Origin of the sequence: Phosphitispora sp. TUW77 (assembly GCF_048453025.1) — a bacterium.
GTDB lineage: Bacteria > Bacillota > Thermincolia > Thermincolales > UBA2595 > Phosphitispora.
In genome coordinates, this window is the sequence record NZ_CP156677.1 from 1268195 (window position 1) to 1286393 (window position 18199).

Annotated in this window: 20 protein-coding genes; all 20 read left to right on the forward strand. The window is 44.6% G+C overall.

Annotated features, from left to right (window positions below; genetic code table 11):
* Positions 1 to 87: 87 nt before the first annotated feature.
* The 20 genes from pdaA (at position 88) to ABFY19_RS05955 (ending at position 18196) form a co-directional block, all read left to right on the forward strand.
* A complete protein-coding gene (pdaA, locus tag ABFY19_RS05860) occupies positions 88 to 1092 on the forward strand; it encodes a delta-lactam-biosynthetic de-N-acetylase (RefSeq protein ID WP_418792317.1) in 1005 nt (334 codons plus the stop codon).
* Positions 1093 to 1143: 51 nt separating this feature from the next.
* Entirely contained in the window at positions 1144 to 1629 is a 486-nt protein-coding gene (locus ABFY19_RS05865) for a YqeG family HAD IIIA-type phosphatase (protein ID WP_418792544.1), read from the forward strand.
* Positions 1630 to 1827: 198 nt separating this feature from the next.
* On the forward strand, positions 1828 to 2697 hold the full coding sequence (locus tag ABFY19_RS05870) for a shikimate dehydrogenase (RefSeq protein WP_418792318.1): 870 nt from the start codon (positions 1828 to 1830) through the stop codon (positions 2695 to 2697).
* Between the two features lie 3 nt (positions 2698 to 2700).
* On the forward strand, positions 2701 to 3192 hold the full coding sequence (locus ABFY19_RS05875) for a MerR family transcriptional regulator (protein WP_418792319.1): 492 nt from the start codon (positions 2701 to 2703) through the stop codon (positions 3190 to 3192).
* A 181-nt stretch (positions 3193 to 3373) separates the two neighbouring features.
* A complete protein-coding gene (gene gspE / locus ABFY19_RS05880) occupies positions 3374 to 5080 on the forward strand; it encodes a type II secretion system ATPase GspE (RefSeq protein ID WP_418792320.1) in 1707 nt (568 codons plus the stop codon).
* A 62-nt stretch (positions 5081 to 5142) separates the two neighbouring features.
* The gene (locus ABFY19_RS05885; protein WP_418792321.1) at positions 5143 to 6201 is read left to right on the forward strand and encodes a type IV pilus twitching motility protein PilT; all 1059 of its coding nucleotides are present in this window, start codon (positions 5143 to 5145) and stop codon (positions 6199 to 6201) included.
* A 14-nt stretch (positions 6202 to 6215) separates the two neighbouring features.
* A complete protein-coding gene (locus tag ABFY19_RS05890) occupies positions 6216 to 7433 on the forward strand; it encodes a type II secretion system F family protein (protein WP_418792322.1) in 1218 nt (405 codons plus the stop codon).
* A 78-nt stretch (positions 7434 to 7511) separates the two neighbouring features.
* Positions 7512 to 7862, forward strand: a complete 351-nt coding sequence (locus ABFY19_RS05895; RefSeq protein ID WP_418792323.1) for a competence type IV pilus major pilin ComGC — start codon at positions 7512 to 7514, stop codon at positions 7860 to 7862.
* Between the two features lie 107 nt (positions 7863 to 7969).
* Entirely contained in the window at positions 7970 to 8716 is a 747-nt protein-coding gene (locus ABFY19_RS05900; protein WP_418792324.1) for a prepilin peptidase, read from the forward strand.
* A 47-nt stretch (positions 8717 to 8763) separates the two neighbouring features.
* Positions 8764 to 9165 carry a type IV pilus modification PilV family protein gene (locus ABFY19_RS05905; RefSeq protein ID WP_418792325.1) on the forward strand — a complete coding sequence of 134 codons (402 nt, stop codon included), beginning with the start codon at positions 8764 to 8766 and terminating at the stop codon, positions 9163 to 9165.
* Positions 9166 to 9173: 8 nt separating this feature from the next.
* Complete coding sequence (locus ABFY19_RS05910; RefSeq protein WP_418792326.1) at positions 9174 to 9689, forward strand: PulJ/GspJ family protein; 516 nt, start codon at positions 9174 to 9176, stop codon at positions 9687 to 9689.
* 16 nt (positions 9690 to 9705) lie between these two features.
* Positions 9706 to 10953, forward strand: coding sequence for a DUF7305 domain-containing protein (locus ABFY19_RS05915; protein ID WP_418792327.1), 1248 nt, complete (start codon positions 9706 to 9708; stop codon positions 10951 to 10953).
* 49 nt (positions 10954 to 11002) lie between these two features.
* Positions 11003 to 12091 carry a type IV pilus assembly protein PilM gene (gene pilM / locus ABFY19_RS05920; RefSeq protein WP_418792328.1) on the forward strand — a complete coding sequence of 363 codons (1089 nt, stop codon included), beginning with the start codon at positions 11003 to 11005 and terminating at the stop codon, positions 12089 to 12091.
* The gene (locus ABFY19_RS05925; RefSeq protein WP_418792329.1) at positions 12092 to 12649 is read left to right on the forward strand and encodes a PilN domain-containing protein; all 558 of its coding nucleotides are present in this window, start codon (positions 12092 to 12094) and stop codon (positions 12647 to 12649) included.
* The gene (locus ABFY19_RS05930; protein ID WP_418792330.1) at positions 12646 to 13260 is read left to right on the forward strand and encodes a type 4a pilus biogenesis protein PilO; all 615 of its coding nucleotides are present in this window, start codon (positions 12646 to 12648) and stop codon (positions 13258 to 13260) included. The genes ABFY19_RS05925 and ABFY19_RS05930 overlap by 4 nt, the downstream gene beginning before the upstream one ends.
* A gap of 62 nt (positions 13261 to 13322) precedes the next feature.
* Positions 13323 to 13820, forward strand: coding sequence for a pilus assembly FimT family protein (locus ABFY19_RS05935; protein WP_418792331.1), 498 nt, complete (start codon positions 13323 to 13325; stop codon positions 13818 to 13820).
* A 102-nt stretch (positions 13821 to 13922) separates the two neighbouring features.
* Positions 13923 to 15083: a chorismate synthase gene (gene aroC, locus ABFY19_RS05940; RefSeq protein ID WP_418792545.1), complete on the forward strand. Its 1161-nt coding sequence runs from the start codon at positions 13923 to 13925 to the stop codon at positions 15081 to 15083.
* A 2-nt stretch (positions 15084 to 15085) separates the two neighbouring features.
* Positions 15086 to 15610, forward strand: coding sequence for a shikimate kinase (locus tag ABFY19_RS05945; protein WP_418792332.1), 525 nt, complete (start codon positions 15086 to 15088; stop codon positions 15608 to 15610).
* A 4-nt stretch (positions 15611 to 15614) separates the two neighbouring features.
* The gene (aroB, locus tag ABFY19_RS05950) at positions 15615 to 16700 is read left to right on the forward strand and encodes a 3-dehydroquinate synthase (protein WP_418792333.1); all 1086 of its coding nucleotides are present in this window, start codon (positions 15615 to 15617) and stop codon (positions 16698 to 16700) included.
* A 68-nt stretch (positions 16701 to 16768) separates the two neighbouring features.
* Positions 16769 to 18196 (forward strand): TldD/PmbA family protein, encoded by a 1428-nt coding sequence (locus ABFY19_RS05955; protein ID WP_418792334.1) that lies wholly within the window; start codon positions 16769 to 16771, stop codon positions 18194 to 18196.
* The last annotated feature ends 3 nt before the right edge of the window (positions 18197 to 18199 follow it).

The following is an 18199-nucleotide window of genomic DNA, read 5'->3' on the forward strand; positions in this document are numbered from 1 at the left end:
GTTTTTATACTGTGATAAGAAGGAGGGAACATCGCCGGTTTGTCGAATTATGAGTAAAACTGCTGTTTGCCAGAGGAGATGGAGAAGTTGCATAAAAAGGTATTTAGTGTCATCTTAGCGGTATTAGTACCTGTGATTTTTGTCTCTTTTGTGTTTTGTTCTAATTTTCAGGTTTCTGGTATTGCTAAAGGTCTTAATTTCGTTCAGGAGATTCCGGAACAATCAGGGACAGATGACGGGAGCAGTGAGAAAGTTGAGGAATTCGAACAATCGGGCAATAATCAGGGAATATCAAATACGGACAATAATCAGGGAATATCAGATGCGGGCAATGATGAGGGAATATCAGATGCGGGCAATAATGAAACCGGAAGTTTGCCTGATGTGATAATTGATGATGACGAACCACTTGGCAAGACTTATGCTTGGTGGTATAAAAGAAACCTGGACAATCGTCAGCCTGAAACGGACCCCAATTTTATTACCAAACTTGAAAATAGGGGCTGTTATGTAGGCGACCCGTCACAAAAAAAGATTTACCTGACATTTGATGAGGGCTATGAAAACGGGTATACTGCCGACATACTTGATATTTTAAAAGATAATGATGTAAAGGCGGCTTTTTTTATAACAGGGAAATATATTGACAAACAACCTGAACTGGTAAAGAGAATGGTTGCTGAGGGACATATAGTTGGAAACCATACTGAAAATCATCCGAGTATGCCAGCTCTCTCCAATGAAGAAATTAAAGAAGAATTAGAAGCAGTGAGTAATAAGTTTAAAGCGCTAACTGGAGAAACTATGCAGTATCTCAGGCCCCCTAAAGGAGAGTTCAATTCCAGGACATTAAATACCGGTTACCGTTTAGGATATCAGACTATATTCTGGAGTTTGGCTTTGAGGGACTGGGATATAAACAATCAACTTGGAGAAGAAAAAACTTATCAAAGCGTAATGGACAATGTGCACAATGGGGCTATAATCTTGCTGCATGCTGTATCAGAGTCTAACAGGGATGCACTTGACAGGATATTAAAAGACCTGTTCAAAGCCGGTTATTCTTTTGCTTCCCTGGATGAATTGCAGTAAATGTGGTACAATATTCCTGTAAAGATTTAAGGGGGAGAGCTTTTGTTTTCGATGTTTCATCCTGATGCATATATTATTTCATTAACAGATATGGAGCCTGGATTTTTTACGGAAAGAGGCATTAAAGGACTTATTATCGATCTGGACAATACCCTGCTCTCCTGGAAAAGCGGGACAATAGAACCCGAAATTTGCGGACTCCTGCAGGATTATATTGCAGCCGGCATAAAATTATGTGTGGTATCCAATGCATTGAACAGCCGGGTGGCAGCTATCTTGGGCCCTTTGGGGATTCCCGGAGTGGCCAGGGCAAGAAAGCCGATGCGGAAGCCTTTTTTAATGGCAATGAATATCCTAGGAACCCAAAAAGATGAAACTGCTGTTATAGGTGACCAGATTTTCACAGATGTGTATGGCGGCAACAGGATGGGATTCTATACAGTTCTGGTAGAACCTATATCTAAAACCGAATTTATTGGCACAAGGATTGTCAGGATTGCTGAAAAAATAGTGCTTAGGAATTTGGCCAAAAACTAAAAATAATTTTTCGGGGTCACATTTCGAGTTGTTACGACACTGGTTTGTAGTATAATATACCTAAGGACAAGGCTTCTAATCATTAGTTTTTTCTCCTCAGTGATCCTTTGGATCACCTTTTCTTTTTGAAAGGAAACGTTTTGGTTTTATGATTTACAGTGGCGGAGAATCACAAGTATAAAATTAGTGGGGTGTGAGATGAAAAGTATCAGTGGAAAGACAAAAGTTACGGGTCTAATTGGTTATCCGGTAGAACATTCATTTTCACCTGCCATGCATAATGCAGCTTTTGGCCGGAACAACCTTGATTATGTTTATGTACCGTTCTGTGTAAAACCTGAGGAGCTTTCCCAAGCCGCAGCTGGGATAAGAGGCTTGAACCTGGCCGGGGTTAATGTAACAATACCCCATAAAGCAGCAATTATGGAGTTTTTGGATGACCTGGCCCCTGAAGCGAAATTAATTGGTGCTGTTAATACCATAGTGGTTAGGGATGGAAAGCTTATTGGACATAATACCGATGCCCCGGGCTTTGTGGCTGCACTTAGAAAAGAAGCAGCGGTTGAGCCGGCGGGAAAGCAGGTTACCATAATCGGCGCCGGGGGAGCGGCTAGGGCAGTTGCCATACAACTGGCCTTGGAGGGGGTCGGAAAGATAACCTTAAGTTCACCGTTTCCAAAGGAGATAATTCCTATTAAAAAGGCTATCACCTCTGCAACCGCGACTTTGGTTGCTGAAGCTTGCTGGGATGAAACAGCCATATCCATGGCAGCGGTAAATTCAGATATTGTAATTAATACAACACCATTGGGAATGCATCCAAACACAAATGATATGCCGCCGATAAGTTTTGCCGAAATACCGGAAGGGGTTTTGGTATGTGACCTGATATATAATCCTGGGGAAACAATGTTTTTAAAGAAGGCTAAAGAACAAGGGCTTCCTGTAATGAACGGGATAGGAATGCTGCTTTATCAGGGGGTAATTGCCTTCGAACTCTGGACAGGCAGTGAGGCCCCTGTGGAGACAATGAGAAAAGTGCTTTTGAAAGCAGTAAAGGGGGATTGAAAAATGGCTGAACCTTCTGACCGGAATTTAACCTTGCAGCAGGTAGCCACAATACTTCAGGTGGAGGCAAGCACCGTCAGGTTTTGGGAAAAAGAATTTATTCAATTCTTGAACGTCAACAGTAAAAAAGGTCAGCATAAAAGGTTTTCTTCAAAAAACCTGGAAGTATTCGGCCAGATTAAAGAACTCCTCTATACTGAGCAGTACACTATTAAAGGAGCCCAGAGAAAAATGGAAATGGAACGCACACTTGCGGGCGGTCTTGGCATTGAAAGTAATTTCAAGACAACAATATTTTTTATGTTTTCTGCAATAATGCGGGAATTGCAAGCCTGCCGAAAGGAAAACGAGAAACTGGCCGAGCAGGTAAGAAAATTGCGGGAAGAAATAACAAGAGCGGAGGAACAGGCTCTCGAAGCAAAAAACAAAGGCTTCTTAGACTTACTGAAAGATAAAATGCAAGTAAAAAAGATTTCGGAACGGGAGGATGCTTAAGGGCTTCTTTTTTTTTGCCCGGGAAAATGCCGTATTTGACATTTTTTTGAACTTAATGACAAAATTATTGCAGGATTTGCAAAAAACAAGTAGAATATTATTCACATAGTACGACATTGTATTGTATATATTTGGCATTTTCGAAAAACATGAAAAATTAATTATGACAGGAGGCAGGTTTGTGTTTTTACCTATCAGGAAACGGCTCGGAGAAATACTTCGTGAAGATAACCTGTTGACAGAAGCTCAACTTCAGGATGCTCTGGAGAAGCAGAAGGAAACAAATGAGCGCTTAGGCAAGATTCTTGTCAATATGGGTTTTGTCGATGAAGAGACTGTTCTGAAGGTGCTTGAAGCAAAACTGGGCATACCCGTAATCAATATCAGCAGGCGGAACCTTGACCCTGAAGTGGTAAAAGCGATACCTGAGCATATTGCTCAGAAGTATAAGGTGATTCCGGTTGAAAAAGAAGGGGACAAGCTTATTCTTGCAATGGCTGACCCGCTTAATGTGTTGGCAGTTGATGATGTGCGGATTACGACCGGATGTGACGTAGAACTTGCTATAGCATCAGAGAATGAAATAGATAATGCTATTGCCTCCTATTATGGTAAAGATACTATTATTAAAATGGTAGAAGGTCTCCCGGAAGACCTGGGGCTAGACTTTAATGAAGGCGGTCTGGAACAGTTAAGGGAAATAGTTGAGGATGCGCCTATGGTCAAGCTGGTCAATTCCCTGATTACTCAGGCAGTTGGCAGCCGGGCCAGTGATGTCCATGTTGAACCCAGGGAGAAAGACCTTCTTGTTCGTTACAGGATAGATGGCGTAATGAGCGAGGTAACTCGTTTTCCTAAGAGAATGCAGGCCCCTATTATATCCAGGCTGAAAATCATGGCTGATTTGGATATAGCCGAACGCAGAGTGCCCCAGGATGGCCGGATACAGATGAAGATTGATAACAAAGACATTGATTTTAGGGTATCTACCCTGCCGACGATATTTGGGGAAAAGGTGGTCCTGAGGATTCTGGATAAGTCCAGAGGCCTGATGCACCTGCAGGAACTGGGGATGCTTCCGGAGATACTGAAAAAGTTCCGTACTGTAATCACTCACCCTTATGGAATAATTTTGGTTACAGGACCCACCGGGAGCGGGAAAACCACCACACTGTATTCTGTCTTAAGTGATATCAATACACCTGAAAAGAACATTATTACCCTGGAAGACCCGGTTGAGTACACACTTGACGGCATTAACCAGGTACAGCTCAATATAAAGGCCGGACTTACCTTTGCAGGCGGGCTGCGCTCCGTGCTGCGCCAGGACCCGGATATCATTATGGTTGGTGAGATCAGAGATGCTGAAACGGCCAAGATTGCTATCCAATCGGCTATGACCGGACACCTGGTACTATCTACATTGCATACCAATACCGCTTCCGCTACACTTGCCAGGCTGATGGAGATGGGGATTGAACCGTTCCTGGTGGCCTCATCGGTTGTTGGGATAGTTGCCCAGCGGCTGGTGCGCCGTCTTTGCCCGGAATGTAAAGAACCATATGAACCTTCAGAAATGGTTGCGCAAAAACTGGGAATCAGGGCGAAACCCGGTGAACAACTTATTTTGTTCCAGCCTAAAGGATGTCCTGTCTGCAGCAACACAGGGTTCCGGGGCAGGCTGGCACTTCAGGAAGTCCTTTTTATGAGTTCAGGGGTAAAAGACCTGGTTACTAACAAAGCTTCTGCAGACCAGATTGAAACAGTGGCGGTTGAAGAGGGAATGATGACATTAAGGCAGGATGGCTTGAGGAAAGTCGTCTTGGGTCTGACCAGTCTTGAAGAGGTAATGCGGGCTGTCTTTGTTGCAGATGAAGATACTGAATGATAGCTACAATCAGCCGGGGATTTTAATGTATGAAATCTGCCGGCAGTTTAAGAGGTGGGTAAATGCGTATTGATGACTTGTTGAAAAACGCAGTTGAGATGGGGGCTTCAGACCTTCATATTACTACCAATGCTTCGCCTGTACTGAGAATAAACGGAAGCACTAATTTTATATCAGGTGAAAAAATAAGCAGGGAAGAAGTATCTGAGCTTGCCGAACAAATTATGGGAGAAAAACAAAAAGAAGTTTTTGAACAGCGGGGGGAAGTTGACTTTTCGTATGCCATTTTTGGTTTTGGCCGTTTCCGGGTCAATATTTTTAAACAACGGGGTTCTGTTGCCATCTCTATTAGGATTGTACCTCCAACAATACTTACTCCTGAGGAACTCGGACTGCCTGAAGTGGTCAAGTCATTAGCCAGGAAGCCCAATGGACTGGTGCTCGTAACCGGGCCTACCGGAAGCGGTAAATCTACGACCTTGGCAGCTATGATTGACCTTATTAATAAAGAGGAAAAGGGTCATATTATTACACTTGAGGACCCGATTGAGTTTTTACATACCCACCGGAACTGTATTGTAAATCAGAGAGAAGTCAGTATTGATACGGAAACATTTGCATCAGGCCTGCGGTCTGCGCTGAGGCAAGACCCTGATGTGATACTGGTAGGTGAGATGAGGGACCTGGAAACTATATCAACCGCGATTACGGCTGCGGAAACAGGCCACCTTGTTTTGGCAACCCTGCACACCAGCAATGCGGTGCAGACAGTTGACCGGATTATAGATGTATTCCCACCGCACCAGCAAAACCAGGTTAGGGTCCAGTTGGCATTAATACTGGAAGGTATAATTGCCCAGACCTTGCTGCCAAGGGCTGATGGCAAAGGACGGGCAGCGGCGGTTGAGGTGCTTGTGGCCACCACTGCTGTCCGCAATCTGATCAGGGAAGGCAAGACACACCAGTTGCCTACAATTATCCAATCAAGTCTGAAGCTGGGTATGCAGACAATGGATAATTCACTCCAGGATTTGTATATGAAAGGGATTATCAGTTATGATGAAGCCCGTAAACACACACTGGATCAAGAAAACTTTGCCAGATTGGTGAAGAAATTTTAGGTGGTGAATAACAAATGGCACCTGTATATGTATACAAGGTAAGGGACGGGCTGGGAAAAACACATGCCGGGGAAATAGAGGCCGAATCTAAGGAGCTGGTGGTTGACCGGTTACGGCAGACAGGTTATTTTATAACTAAGGTCGAGCCAAAGCTGGAATCACCGTCGATTGGAGAGGTGTTTGCCAAGTGGAGTGCGGTAACCCCTAAGGACCTGGCGGTTTTCTTCAGGCAATTTGCCACAATGATTAACTCAGGACTCCCTTTATTAAAATGCCTGAATATACTTGTTGAACAGACGGAAAAAAAGAAGCTACAGGAATCCCTTGAAGATATCAGGAGAGATGTTGAAAGCGGTACTTCCCTTTCTCAGGCAATGGGAAAACACCGGGATGTTTTCCCGACATTTGTCACCGCCATGGCGCGAGCCGGTGAAGCCGGAGGCTTCCTGGACAATGTCATGGACCGTCTGACGGCAACTTTTGAAAACGAACATGAGGTGCGGGAAAAAGTAAAAGGGGCACTGCGCTACCCGTTGATAGTCCTAACCTTTGCTTTTCTTGTGGTTATTCTGATGCTTACATTTATTATCCCTAATTTCATGTCATTATTTGATACAATGAAAATTCAGCTGCCCCTGCCCACCAGAATCATTTTGGGTGTCAGCGGTTTCCTGAGGTCGCATTTTATTCTCCTGGCTGTAGTCACCATATTGATTGTAATTGCAGGTTTAAGGTATTACAGGACACCTGAGGGAAAAGCAATGTTTGATAAGTTTGTCCTTAAGGTGCCGGTGTTTGGGGAACTGATGTTGAAAAATTCTTTAGCGAAATCGAGCCGGTCCCTGGGGACCCTTCTGGCAAGCGGTGTGCCCATCATACAGGCCCTCGAAATAACCCAGGGCATTGCCGGGAACGCGATTGTGGCCGGGGAACTGGGTGAGGTCTGCAACGGTGTCCGCGATGGTGATGCCATGGCAAAACACCTGGAAAGGTCCAAGGTGTTTACACCCATGATGGTAAACATGATAGCTGTCGGTGAAGAAACAGGCACACTGGAAGATATGCTGCTTAAAATTGCCGATTTTTATGATAAGGAAGTCAAATACATGACGGAAAACATGACTTCATTGATTGAACCGTTTTTGATTTTGATTCTCGGTGTTGTCATCGGTGGAATTATGCTGAGCATTATGCTGCCAATTTTTGAGGTTTACAGCCATATAGGCGGATAGGTTAAATATAAGAACCCAAGATTCAAATTTCTAAAAAGAATTTAATTATATGTACATCCTGGAAGGGGGGTGAAATAGTTGAATAAAGGAATTATGATGTGGATAAACAGGAAACTTAAAGGAACCAGAGATGAGAGTGGTTTTACACTTATCGAGCTCTTGGTGGTAATAGTAATTCTGGGAATATTAGCCGCTATTCTTATACCTAAAATTGCCACCAGTTCAGACGAAGCTAAGAAGAGCACTTGTGAAACTAATATGAACATGATTGAAAGTGCAGCCCAGAGATATTATTTTGATAATGATGCATACCCAGCTTTAGGCGATTTGGAACCTGATTACCTAAATCAGACACCGGTGTGTCCTTTTGGTGACCTCTATACTATTGATGCTACTGGAAATGTTAATAGGGCTGCACATGCACATTAATAGGAGCAATTTGTTAAGCGTATAATTTTTTCATCACTCCGGGCAAAACCTGCCGGTTTTGCCCGGACATACCTTTTTAAATTTGCCGCAGGAATCCGGGGGAGTTAATGAATATTATTGTATTTTTACTTGGCCTCATATTGGGCAGTTTTATAAATGTCGTTATCTACCGCATTCCTAAGGGAGAATCTGTTGCCTGGCCGCCGTCCCACTGTACCGTATGCGGGACGCGTATCAGGCGGCGGCACTTGGTGCCTGTACTCAGTTACATATTTCTTAAGGGTAAATGTGCTTACTGCAATCATACTATTTCAATACGTTATCCGGTTACCGAACTGTTTTTCGGGATATTGTATTATATTCTGTTTTTAATATATGGTTCAACCTGGGATTTCCTATTTGCTGCGGTTTTTATAACAATTATTTTTATTGCTGCCGTGATTGATATGGAACACCGTATTATTCCCAATAAGCTTAACATTTTTGGAGCTGTATCAGGGTTTATCCTGACAGCAGGAGGCTGCCACGGATGGCGGTTCAGCCTGGGGGGACTCCTTGCCGGAGGCTTGCTTTTACTTGTGGCTGCCGTTATCTCCCGTGGTGGAATGGGTGGAGGAGATATTAAGTATGCTGCTGCCCTTGGTGCGTTTTTGGGGTGGCAGGGCATCCTGGCTACTGTTTTTCTGGCATCCGTAATGGGCAGTATTTTTGGGATAATAATTTGTATCATAAAAAAAATGCCTCTTAGAAAAACCGGGATCCCATTCGGGCCGTTTTTATCAGCCGGTGCCTTCGTTGTATATTTCTTTGGGAACGAATTATTTCAGTTATATCTTAATTTATGGATGTATTAATCCTGATTTAATAATTGTCAGGCATTAATGGAAATGGAATGGTGAATATGGTTAAGAGAAGTGAAAAAGGTGGAATTAAAACCATATTTGATAATAAAGGCTCATCCCTGCTTGAGGTGGTAGTTGCCCTTGCCCTTTTGGCAATTTCTATGATTACTATACTGGCTTTGTTTCAGTTCAGCATGACTTCAAATGTGGATTCACTGCGGAAGACCGCGGCAACCCAAATGGCCAGGCGGGGTATGGAAGACGTCAGGGCCCAGACGGTGGCAATCGGGACATATAGTGAGATAATAACCTTTGATAACATAAATTACAAAGTTTACCGTGAAATCATGCAAAGCCCCATTTATCCGGATATTTATGAGGTCGGTGTCAAGGTATACTGGCCTGATACAAGAGGACAGGAGAGGCTTGTGGAAATACAAATGGAGAGGACACCGGATTAGGTGATGATATGAAGAAGAAAAGTATGAGTGATTATACTACCAATCAAAAAGGGGTCACCCTGCTGGAACTGGTTGTTGCCATTGCACTCCTGGGTATGCTTTCTTTATCGGTCCTGATGCTGATGTCCCACGGCATAAGTTCTTTTGGGACTGCGGAGCGGCAGATAGAGCTGCTGGACAATCTTGATTCAGCAATGAACTTCATGACAAAATCTGTCCGTGAGGCTCAGGGTGGCTACACAAATGTGGTATCACCGGGTGAGCTTCACTATCGGGACCTGGATTCTTCTGGCTCAGACAGGTTGTGCCGCTTCACAATAGACGATGGCATCCTCGTACGGGAGATTGAGACTTTCCCAGGTACCTGGGGCGATTCTCAGGGACTTACATCACAAGAAATTACCATTACCGACCTGATATTTACGGAAATCTCGTCAAAAACCGTGAAGATATATATTAAGGCACGTTTTGATGACGGTAAGACTGCTGCCTTGGAATCAGAGGCCGCAGCAAGGGTTGAGTAAGACGGGGGGAATTGTAATGAGAAAATGGTTAGGGAAATTTTTTAGGATAATTAAGAAACCGGATGGGTCAGCACTGGTGCTGGTGCTTTTGGTTGTAACCATGCTGTTAATCCTTGGGGTCGCGGCGCTTAATGTCTCTAATGATAAAAATCGGATGACATATATTGAGGAAGACGGCACGCAGGCACTTTATACGGCTGAAAGTGCGCTTAATGTTAATATGGAGAGCGGTGGTGTCATATATGAAGCTGTTTATGATTACCTGACAGACAGCTTATACTCGTTCGGTTCACCGGTTTCAGGCACCGCTGCCGGAGGGGAGTACCGGATAGTTTCTGTCATCAGGCAGAGTCCCACCACATTTAAGGCTGTGGTTGAGTCCGAAGTGCCGGGAACTCAGGTGAAACGTAGGATTACCACTGTTTTTGAGGCTGCATACACTCTAGATACAGGATTTTTTGAGGTTTTTGAGTATGCCATATTTGCTGATGGCGACCTAACGATGCAAGGCAAGGCAAACACTGATTCTGCCCCGGAAACAGGTGAAGGGGATATCCGGTCAAATGAGGACATTATTTTTGAAGGTAATCCTGTTGAAGTTAATGGTGAAGCTTTTTATATTGGGGACCTGGATATGAGAGTAACTGATAACGTAACCGGTAATGAATATGAACTGGATTCAGACGATATTCTGCTTATGCCGGAGATTCCGGAGGAATGGGTTGATACCGAAGGTTATCCTGACTTTTATCCGCTCACAATTGAAGGTGATGTAAGTTATGCAGCAGGTGATGTAGGGATAAACCTTACCCAGCGGCATATCACAGGTAACCTTAGTATTGACAGTACTGCAGAGGTAAACATCTCAGGCGTTATCCTTGTTGATGGAGATGTTTTGTTTGCCGGTCAAAGTCAAATAACCGGTGATGGGATTGTACTTTCCAGGGGTACGGTTATGCTTGAAGGCCAATCGGATGCAGTCCTTGACCTTGGAATGATTATTTCATTGGCAGACACAGATCCAGCTATTCAAGCCAGCGGTCAAAATGATTCCACAGTTGTCCTCTATGCCCCAGATGGTGGGATAACACTTACAGGGAAGGGGGAAATCTGCGGGTCTGTGGTTGGAGAGACTGTTTTTGCAACAGGACAAGGGACAATTGTTTATAATCAGAACCTTGCTGATTCATCAATGTTCGATTTATTTGGTACCGGAGGGCTGGAAAACCTTAGCCTAAGAATAATTGACTGGAAGGAAAATTGATAATAATTATTGTTTTTAATAATAAAGTTTTAATAAAGGAGTGTGGAAAATGGGCCTTTTTTCAAAAAAGGGCGGCATAATAGGACTCGATATAGGTGAATGTACCATCAAACTGATTGAGCTCAGGAAATCAGGACACAGCTATGAAATTGATAATTTTTCAGTGATTCCCACTCCTGAGGGAGCAGTTTCGGGCGGAAATATTATCAATTCCCAGTCTCTGATACTGGCGTTGCAGCAGGTACAACAACTGTTTCCAAGAAAAATGCCCAGGGTGGCTGCCGCAATATCTGGTGACAGTGTACTAATAAGGCATTTTAACATGCCGATGATGCCGGAAAAGGAGCTGGCTGAAGCAGTTAAACACGAGGTTGAGGCCCAGCTCCCGATACCCAGCAAGGAAATTGTGGTTGATTTCATTAATGTTAGAGAGATAACAGAGAATGGGATCAAAAAAAATGAAATCATGGCTGTTGCCGCCAGGAACGAAATTATCAGCAATTATGTCAATATTATCAAATCAATCGGTTTTGAGCCGGCAATAATTGATGTTGAGCCTTTGGCGTTGTTAAGGACTGTAGAGATTGCCGAAGGTCCTGAAAGGGCTAGTGGATGTTTTGCCATAGTAGATATAGGTGCAGGGACCACAAATATATCTGTATTTGATAATAAGGTCCTTCGCTTTACCAGAGGCCTGACAGTTGCCGGCAATAAAATAACTAATACACTTGTTAGTCATTATAACAATACTTTTGAGGAGGCTGAATCCACCAAGAAAATGGTGGACCTCAGTGGAAATGTGGATGAAAAAGGACTGGGTGTCTTGTTATATCAGAAGGCTGAGGTAATGGCTCCTGTTATTTCTGAGCTGATAACTGAAGTAGGCCGTTCGCTGGAATTTTTTATGACCAGGCACCGGGAGCTTCATGTTGATCGGATATATATCAGCGGGGGAGGTGCTCTATTTAAGGGGTTCGCCGAACGGATGAGCAGTGAACTGGAAATGTCTGTTCTAGTATTAAACCCGGTGGAGCGGATGACTGTTTCCCCTAAACTGCAGCACAGGGAAAACGAGATTAAACAAGCCGGCTCGGCACTTGCGGTTGTAGTCGGACTGGCAGTAAGTGAGGTGGAATAAATGCAAAACCGGATTAACCTATTGTCCCCGTCTGCGGAGGCAAAGAGGCAGGTTGGCAATCGTCCCAGTCAAGGTCTTATAATAGCAACAGTTGTTGTGGTAGTTTTATCTGTGGCTGCTTATGGGTGTATATTTTTCTTGAATGCCAGGACTGAGGCCAAGATCGAGGAAAACAGGAATAAGATAGAGAAGCTTGCCCATGTATCGGCAGTAATTAGTGAATTTAAGAGGGTATCAGGAGAAAAATCCGAGACAGAGGGGGCTGTCAATAAAATAATTGCTGCCAAGCCTGTGCTGACAAAGTGTATGGATGAGGCAGCCAAGCTGTTGCCGCCTTCGGTGGTTCTGCGGTCAATGAATTTAACAGCCAATCCGAGGGGAATTAACATAAAAGGAACAGCACCTTCTCATCTGGTTATCGCTCAATTCCAGGGGAACCTGCTGGATTCGGAAATACTCAAAAATGCCTTTATAAGGCAATCCATAAGGGATGAGCGTACAGGTGCCGTTAATTTTGAGCTTTTGATTACCCCGGAGGAAGGGGGAATGAAACAATGATTTCAGGATTAAGCAGACGGGAAAAAAACATCATATTAATCGGGTTTTTAATTGCTTTTGTAATGGTAGTGTATTTGTATCTGGCACAACCGGCATGGCAGGAATATGTTACCCGGAAAACCGAACTTGCCGCTCTTGAACAAAATGTGGCAGTACTAGAAGCTGCAGAGAAAAAACTGCCGGAACGAAAAGAAAATATTGTACAGCTTAAAAATGAGATTACTGCATTAAGGGCACAGCTGCCGGTTACCAAGGAAACTGCCGGTATGGTCTATATGCTGAATACTTATACTGTGGCAACAGGTGTTATTCTTAACGAATTCAAGGCAGGGGATTTTCAGGAAAACGGAGCCGTCCCCAGCACATACATTCTTCCTACAAGTATTAGAGTGACCGGTACTTATCCACAGTTGAGGCAGTTTGTGGCCAAAATGGAAAACCCGCAAAGGCTGCTCCATATAAACGGATTGTCGATTGAACAGGACGGCAATCTTGTTAAGGGTAATTTTTCCGTTAGTGCGTTTTCTGTGAAAACAGGTGATCAGGAGTTAAACAAGCGTGAAACTATCCCAAGGTCACCGGCATCAGGAAAACCCAATCCATTTCTGTAGAGTACAAGCATAGTACGGTAGAGCACAAGTATGGTATAAGTATGGTACAAGCGGGTGAGGTCATGAAATGCGTTTCGTATGAAGAAAAAGGTTTTACTTTTGTAGAAATATTGATGGTAATTGTAGTGCTAGGTATTGTTGCTGTTATAGCAATAACTTCAGGAATCAAATCCGGGGCGGATTCTGCAGCTTTAACAGGCCAAACCAGGGAGCTTATTTCCAATATTAGGACTACAAAAACTTTGTCACAGGAAGAATCAAAATACTACGGTATATTTATTGATCAGACCAAATCCGGGGAATATTATATTTGTGAGGTTGATGTTTCGGCTGTACCGCACAGTTACGGAACTGTTGTGGAAACAGTTGTGCTGGACCGGGGGATAACTATTTCATCAGCAGATTCATCAGACCTGAAATTCTCTTTTACCCCTGGTGGGACTTGCTGGGATGAAGATGGGGATAATGATACCGGGCCGTACCAAATTATTCTTAGTGACACCAGTGGTAAGACAAAAAATGTCGAAACAACTAATCTCGGCCTGGTGGAATTGAAATAACCTAGATTGACAACTGGCCAAATTAACATCATAATAGTAAATAACACTGCAATATCAGGAGGTTATTTACTATTTTTATTTAATTTTACAGGAGTGGTAGAATTGCTAAGATACCTGACAGCCGGGGAATCTCACGGCAAGGCTTTGACGACTATAGTTGAAGGCCTTCCTTCAGGGGTCCCCCTTACAGAGGAATACATAAATACCCAGCTGGCGAGGCGCCAAGGGGGGTACGGCAGGGGCGGCCGGATGAAAATTGAAAAAGACAGTGTGAGCATTACTGCAGGAGTAAGAGGCGGCCTTACCACAGGGGGCCCCGTTTCTATGATAATAGAGAACAGGGATTGGGCTAACTGGTCTGAGGTGATGTCCCCGGGCGTTGATGCCAGGCTTGACGAACGAGTTGTAACAAAGCCCAGGCCGGGGCATGCCGATTTGTGCGGTGCTCTCAAATACGGTCATTCCGATATCCGCAACATTTTGGAAAGGGCCAGCGCCAGGGAGACTGCCGCCAGAGTGGCTGCCGGAACAGCGGTACGGGCCCTGGCGGAACAGTTTGATATCAGGGTATTTGGTCATGTAATAGCTATTGGAGGTATAGAAATTAATGAACTTCCCGGTAATCTTGAAGAAATATCTGTGAGGGCTGCCGGGTCTGAGCTGTTATGTGCTGACCCGGGAACAGAAGAAAAAATGAAAAGGGAAATTGACCGCTGCCGTGAAGAAGGTGATTCCCTGGGCGGGATTTTTGAAATAATAGTAACCGGACTGCCGCCCGGATTGGGCAGTCATGTACAGTACGACCGCAGGCTTGACGGCAGGCTGGCTCAAGCAGTTATGAGCATCCAGGCAATCAAAGGTGTGGAGTTTGGAATCGGGTTTGGAGCCGGGAGGCTTCCAGGTTCCCAGGTACATGATGAATTGTTTTACAGTCCTTCAAACGGGTTTCATCGCACCACCAACCGGGCCGGTGGCCTGGAGGGCGGGATTACAAATGGAGAGCCCCTGGTGTTGAGGGCTGTTATGAAACCAATACCGACATTGTACAAACCTCTTAGGAGTGTGGATATGCATACAAAGGAACCTTACGAGGCTTCCATTGAGCGGTCTGATGTTTGTGCTGTTCCCGCTGCGGTAGTAGTTGGTGAGGCTGTGGTTAGTTTTGAAATTGCCAGGTCAATAATAGAAAAGTTTGGCGGGGACTGCCTGGTGGAGCTGAAACGAAATTATGATGCATATGTTGATTATGTAAAGCGGGTGTAATTATGCCAAATTTAGTATTGATAGGTTATATGGGTACAGGAAAAACAACAGTTGGTAAGAAACTGGCCAAAAGGCTGGGAATGAAGTTTGTGGATACGGACCATGAAATTGAACGGGTTACCGGAACAACTATTAAAGATATTTTTGATAAATATGGGGAAATTCGCTTCCGTTCCGAGGAAAAGGCTGCTATTAGAAGAGTAACCCGTGATGATAACCTGATTATTGCTACCGGCGGCGGTGCTGTGCTTGACAGTGAAAATATTGAATTGCTGCAGCAGAATGGATTGTTGGTCTGCCTGGAAGCAAAGCCGGAAATCATTCATGAAAGGACAAAAAGGAAGAAGAACCGTCCTCTGTTGAGGACCGAAAACCCTTTGCAAAAAATTATTAAAATGCTTGCTGAACGGGAGCCATTTTATGGTTTAGCTTCTTTCAGGATTAACACATCTAACAGGGAAATTGATGATGTGGTTGAAGAGGTAGGGCAAATATTCGTTAGTTACAGGGATAACAGGGAGAGATAAATCAATGATAACTGTTAATGTGGATTTGGGTAGTAAAAGCTACCCGATACATATCGGTGCCAATATTCTCCCGGACATAGGGAAATACGCCAAAGAAATTGGAGTTGGTCCCCGGATTTTGCTGGTTACCAACCCTAAAGTTGGGGGGCTCTATGGCAGAGTTGTAACCCAAAGCTTGGCGGCAGCAGGTTTTGAAGTAATTCTTAGTGAGGTTCCGGATGGGGAAAAATATAAATCCCTCGAATCAGCCGGCATGCTTTATGATACCGCTTTTATCAATGGCCTTGACCGGAACAGTGCGGTAATTGCCCTGGGCGGTGGTGTTATTGGTGACTTGGCAGGGTTTGTTGCGGCAACATATATGAGGGGGGTTCCATTTATCCAAATCCCCACTTCACTACTGGCCCAAGTTGACAGCAGTGTGGGCGGCAAGGTGGCTGTTAACCATCCTAAGGGCAAAAATATCATTGGCGCGTTTTATCAACCCAAGCTGGTTTTTACCGATATTAATACACTGCATACCTTGGAAGAACGACAGTTTAGGGCCGGTATGGCTGAAGTTATTAAATACGGGATTATAAAGGACCGTGAATTTTTCACTTTCCTCGAAGATGAGGCCCGGGCAGTAAAAAAGCTGCATCCCGGGACAATTATTCATGTTGTAGAAACTTCCTGCCGGATTAAAGCAGAAGTTGTGGCAGAGGACGAAACTGAGCAGGGGGTCAGGGCCATTCTTAACTTGGGCCACACTTTTGGTCATGTCTTTGAGGCCCTTACCGGTTATACCGAATTTGTCCACGGCGAAGCCGTAGCTGTTGGCATGGTATCTGCCGCGAGAACTGCGGTGAAAACAGGGTTGCTGCTGGAACCCGACCTTTTGCGCATCGAACGCTTGATTAAGACTTACGGCCTGCCCGCCAGCTTCGGGAATCTGGATATTGGGGAAATAATAAATAGCATGTACCATGACAAAAAAGCAGTTGCCGGTAAAATTAGATATATACTGCCGGAAGCCTTGGGAAGAGTAAGCATTGTTTCAGAGGTGTCTCATGAAATTCTCAAAATTGTGCTTCAGGAACAGCTGAATTAAGTATACCAAGGCTATTGGGGGCAAACACTAAACCGGAAGTAAAACATAAAACTTTTGGAGGTGCTGCTGTGTTAGCAAAAGGTGAACTTCAGGAAATACTCCAACTGGCAGTTGCCAGAGGCGGCGATTTTGCAGATATATTTGTCGAAGAAAAAAAGACATCTGTAGTTGCTTGTGAGGCCGATAAAATCGAACGGATTAACTCAGGCATAGATACAGGTGCGGGGATTAGGGTCATTTCCGGGGATGTGACAGCTTATGCATATACCAATGACCTGTCAAAAGAGGGGCTTGCTAAAGCTGCCGATGTTGTCAGTGCCGCTTCCGAAGGCGGACGTAATATTACCGTTAATCTTAGGGAAGTCAAACCTGTTGTAGAATTCTCCATTGAGCAGATGCCTGATTCTGTGAGCATTGATGATAAGGTGGAAATGGTTGTCAGGGGCAACAGGGAGGCCAGGGGGGCTGATTCCCGGATCAAGCAGGTTTCTGTTGGCTTGGCGGATGTCATCCAGAATGTTGTGATTGCCAATACAGAGGGTGATTATGTCCGGGACCAGCGAGTAAGGACCAGGTTCATGATAAACACCGTTGCTATGGATAATGGAGTTATTCAGACGGGATACAATGCCATAGGCGGTTTTCTTGGCTTTGAACTTCTAAAAGAATACAGTCCTGAAGAGGTGGCCAGGGAAGCAGCGGGACGGGCTGTGAAAATGCTGGAAGCCAAACCGGCTCCTGCGGGGAAGATGGAAGTGGTAATGGCCGGAGAAGCAGGGGGCACTATGGTGCATGAGGCTTGCGGCCATGGTCTGGAGGCAGACCTTGTCCAAAAGAAACTGTCTGTTTATGCCGGACAAAAAGGGCAGAGAGTTGCTTCCGATTTGGTTACCGTTGTTGATGATGCAACTATAAAAGGAAAGTATGGTTCCTTCAGGTTTGACGATGAGGGGACCCAAGGACAGAAGACGGTGCTCATCAAGGATGGAATACTGGAAGAATACATGTATGACAGGCTGACTGCAATGCGTGAAGAAAAGGCTTGCCCGACCGGTAACGGAAGGCGCGAGTCATATCAGGACAGACCTATTCCCAGGATGAGCAACACTTATATTGCCCCAGGGAAGGAGGACCCTGAAAAGATAATCGGACATGTTAAAAATGGCCTGCTGGTCAAAAAAATGGGCGGTGGCCAGGTAAATACAACTAATGGCGATTTTGTCTTTGATGTGGCTGAAGGGTACCTTATAAGAGAAGGTGAAATCACCGGACCTGTCAGGGGTGCGACTTTAACAGGTAATGGTCCTGAAGTGCTGCAGACTGTTGATATGGTAGGCAAAGACCTGGGATATACAATCGGTACCTGTGGTAAGGACGGGCAGGGGGTGCCGGTTTCAGATGCCCAGCCAACTATCCACATCCCGCAAATAATTGTGGGGGGAACGGCACATGTGGATGAAAACAGCCCGCAAATAAAACGCATCAGAAGGATATGAGGA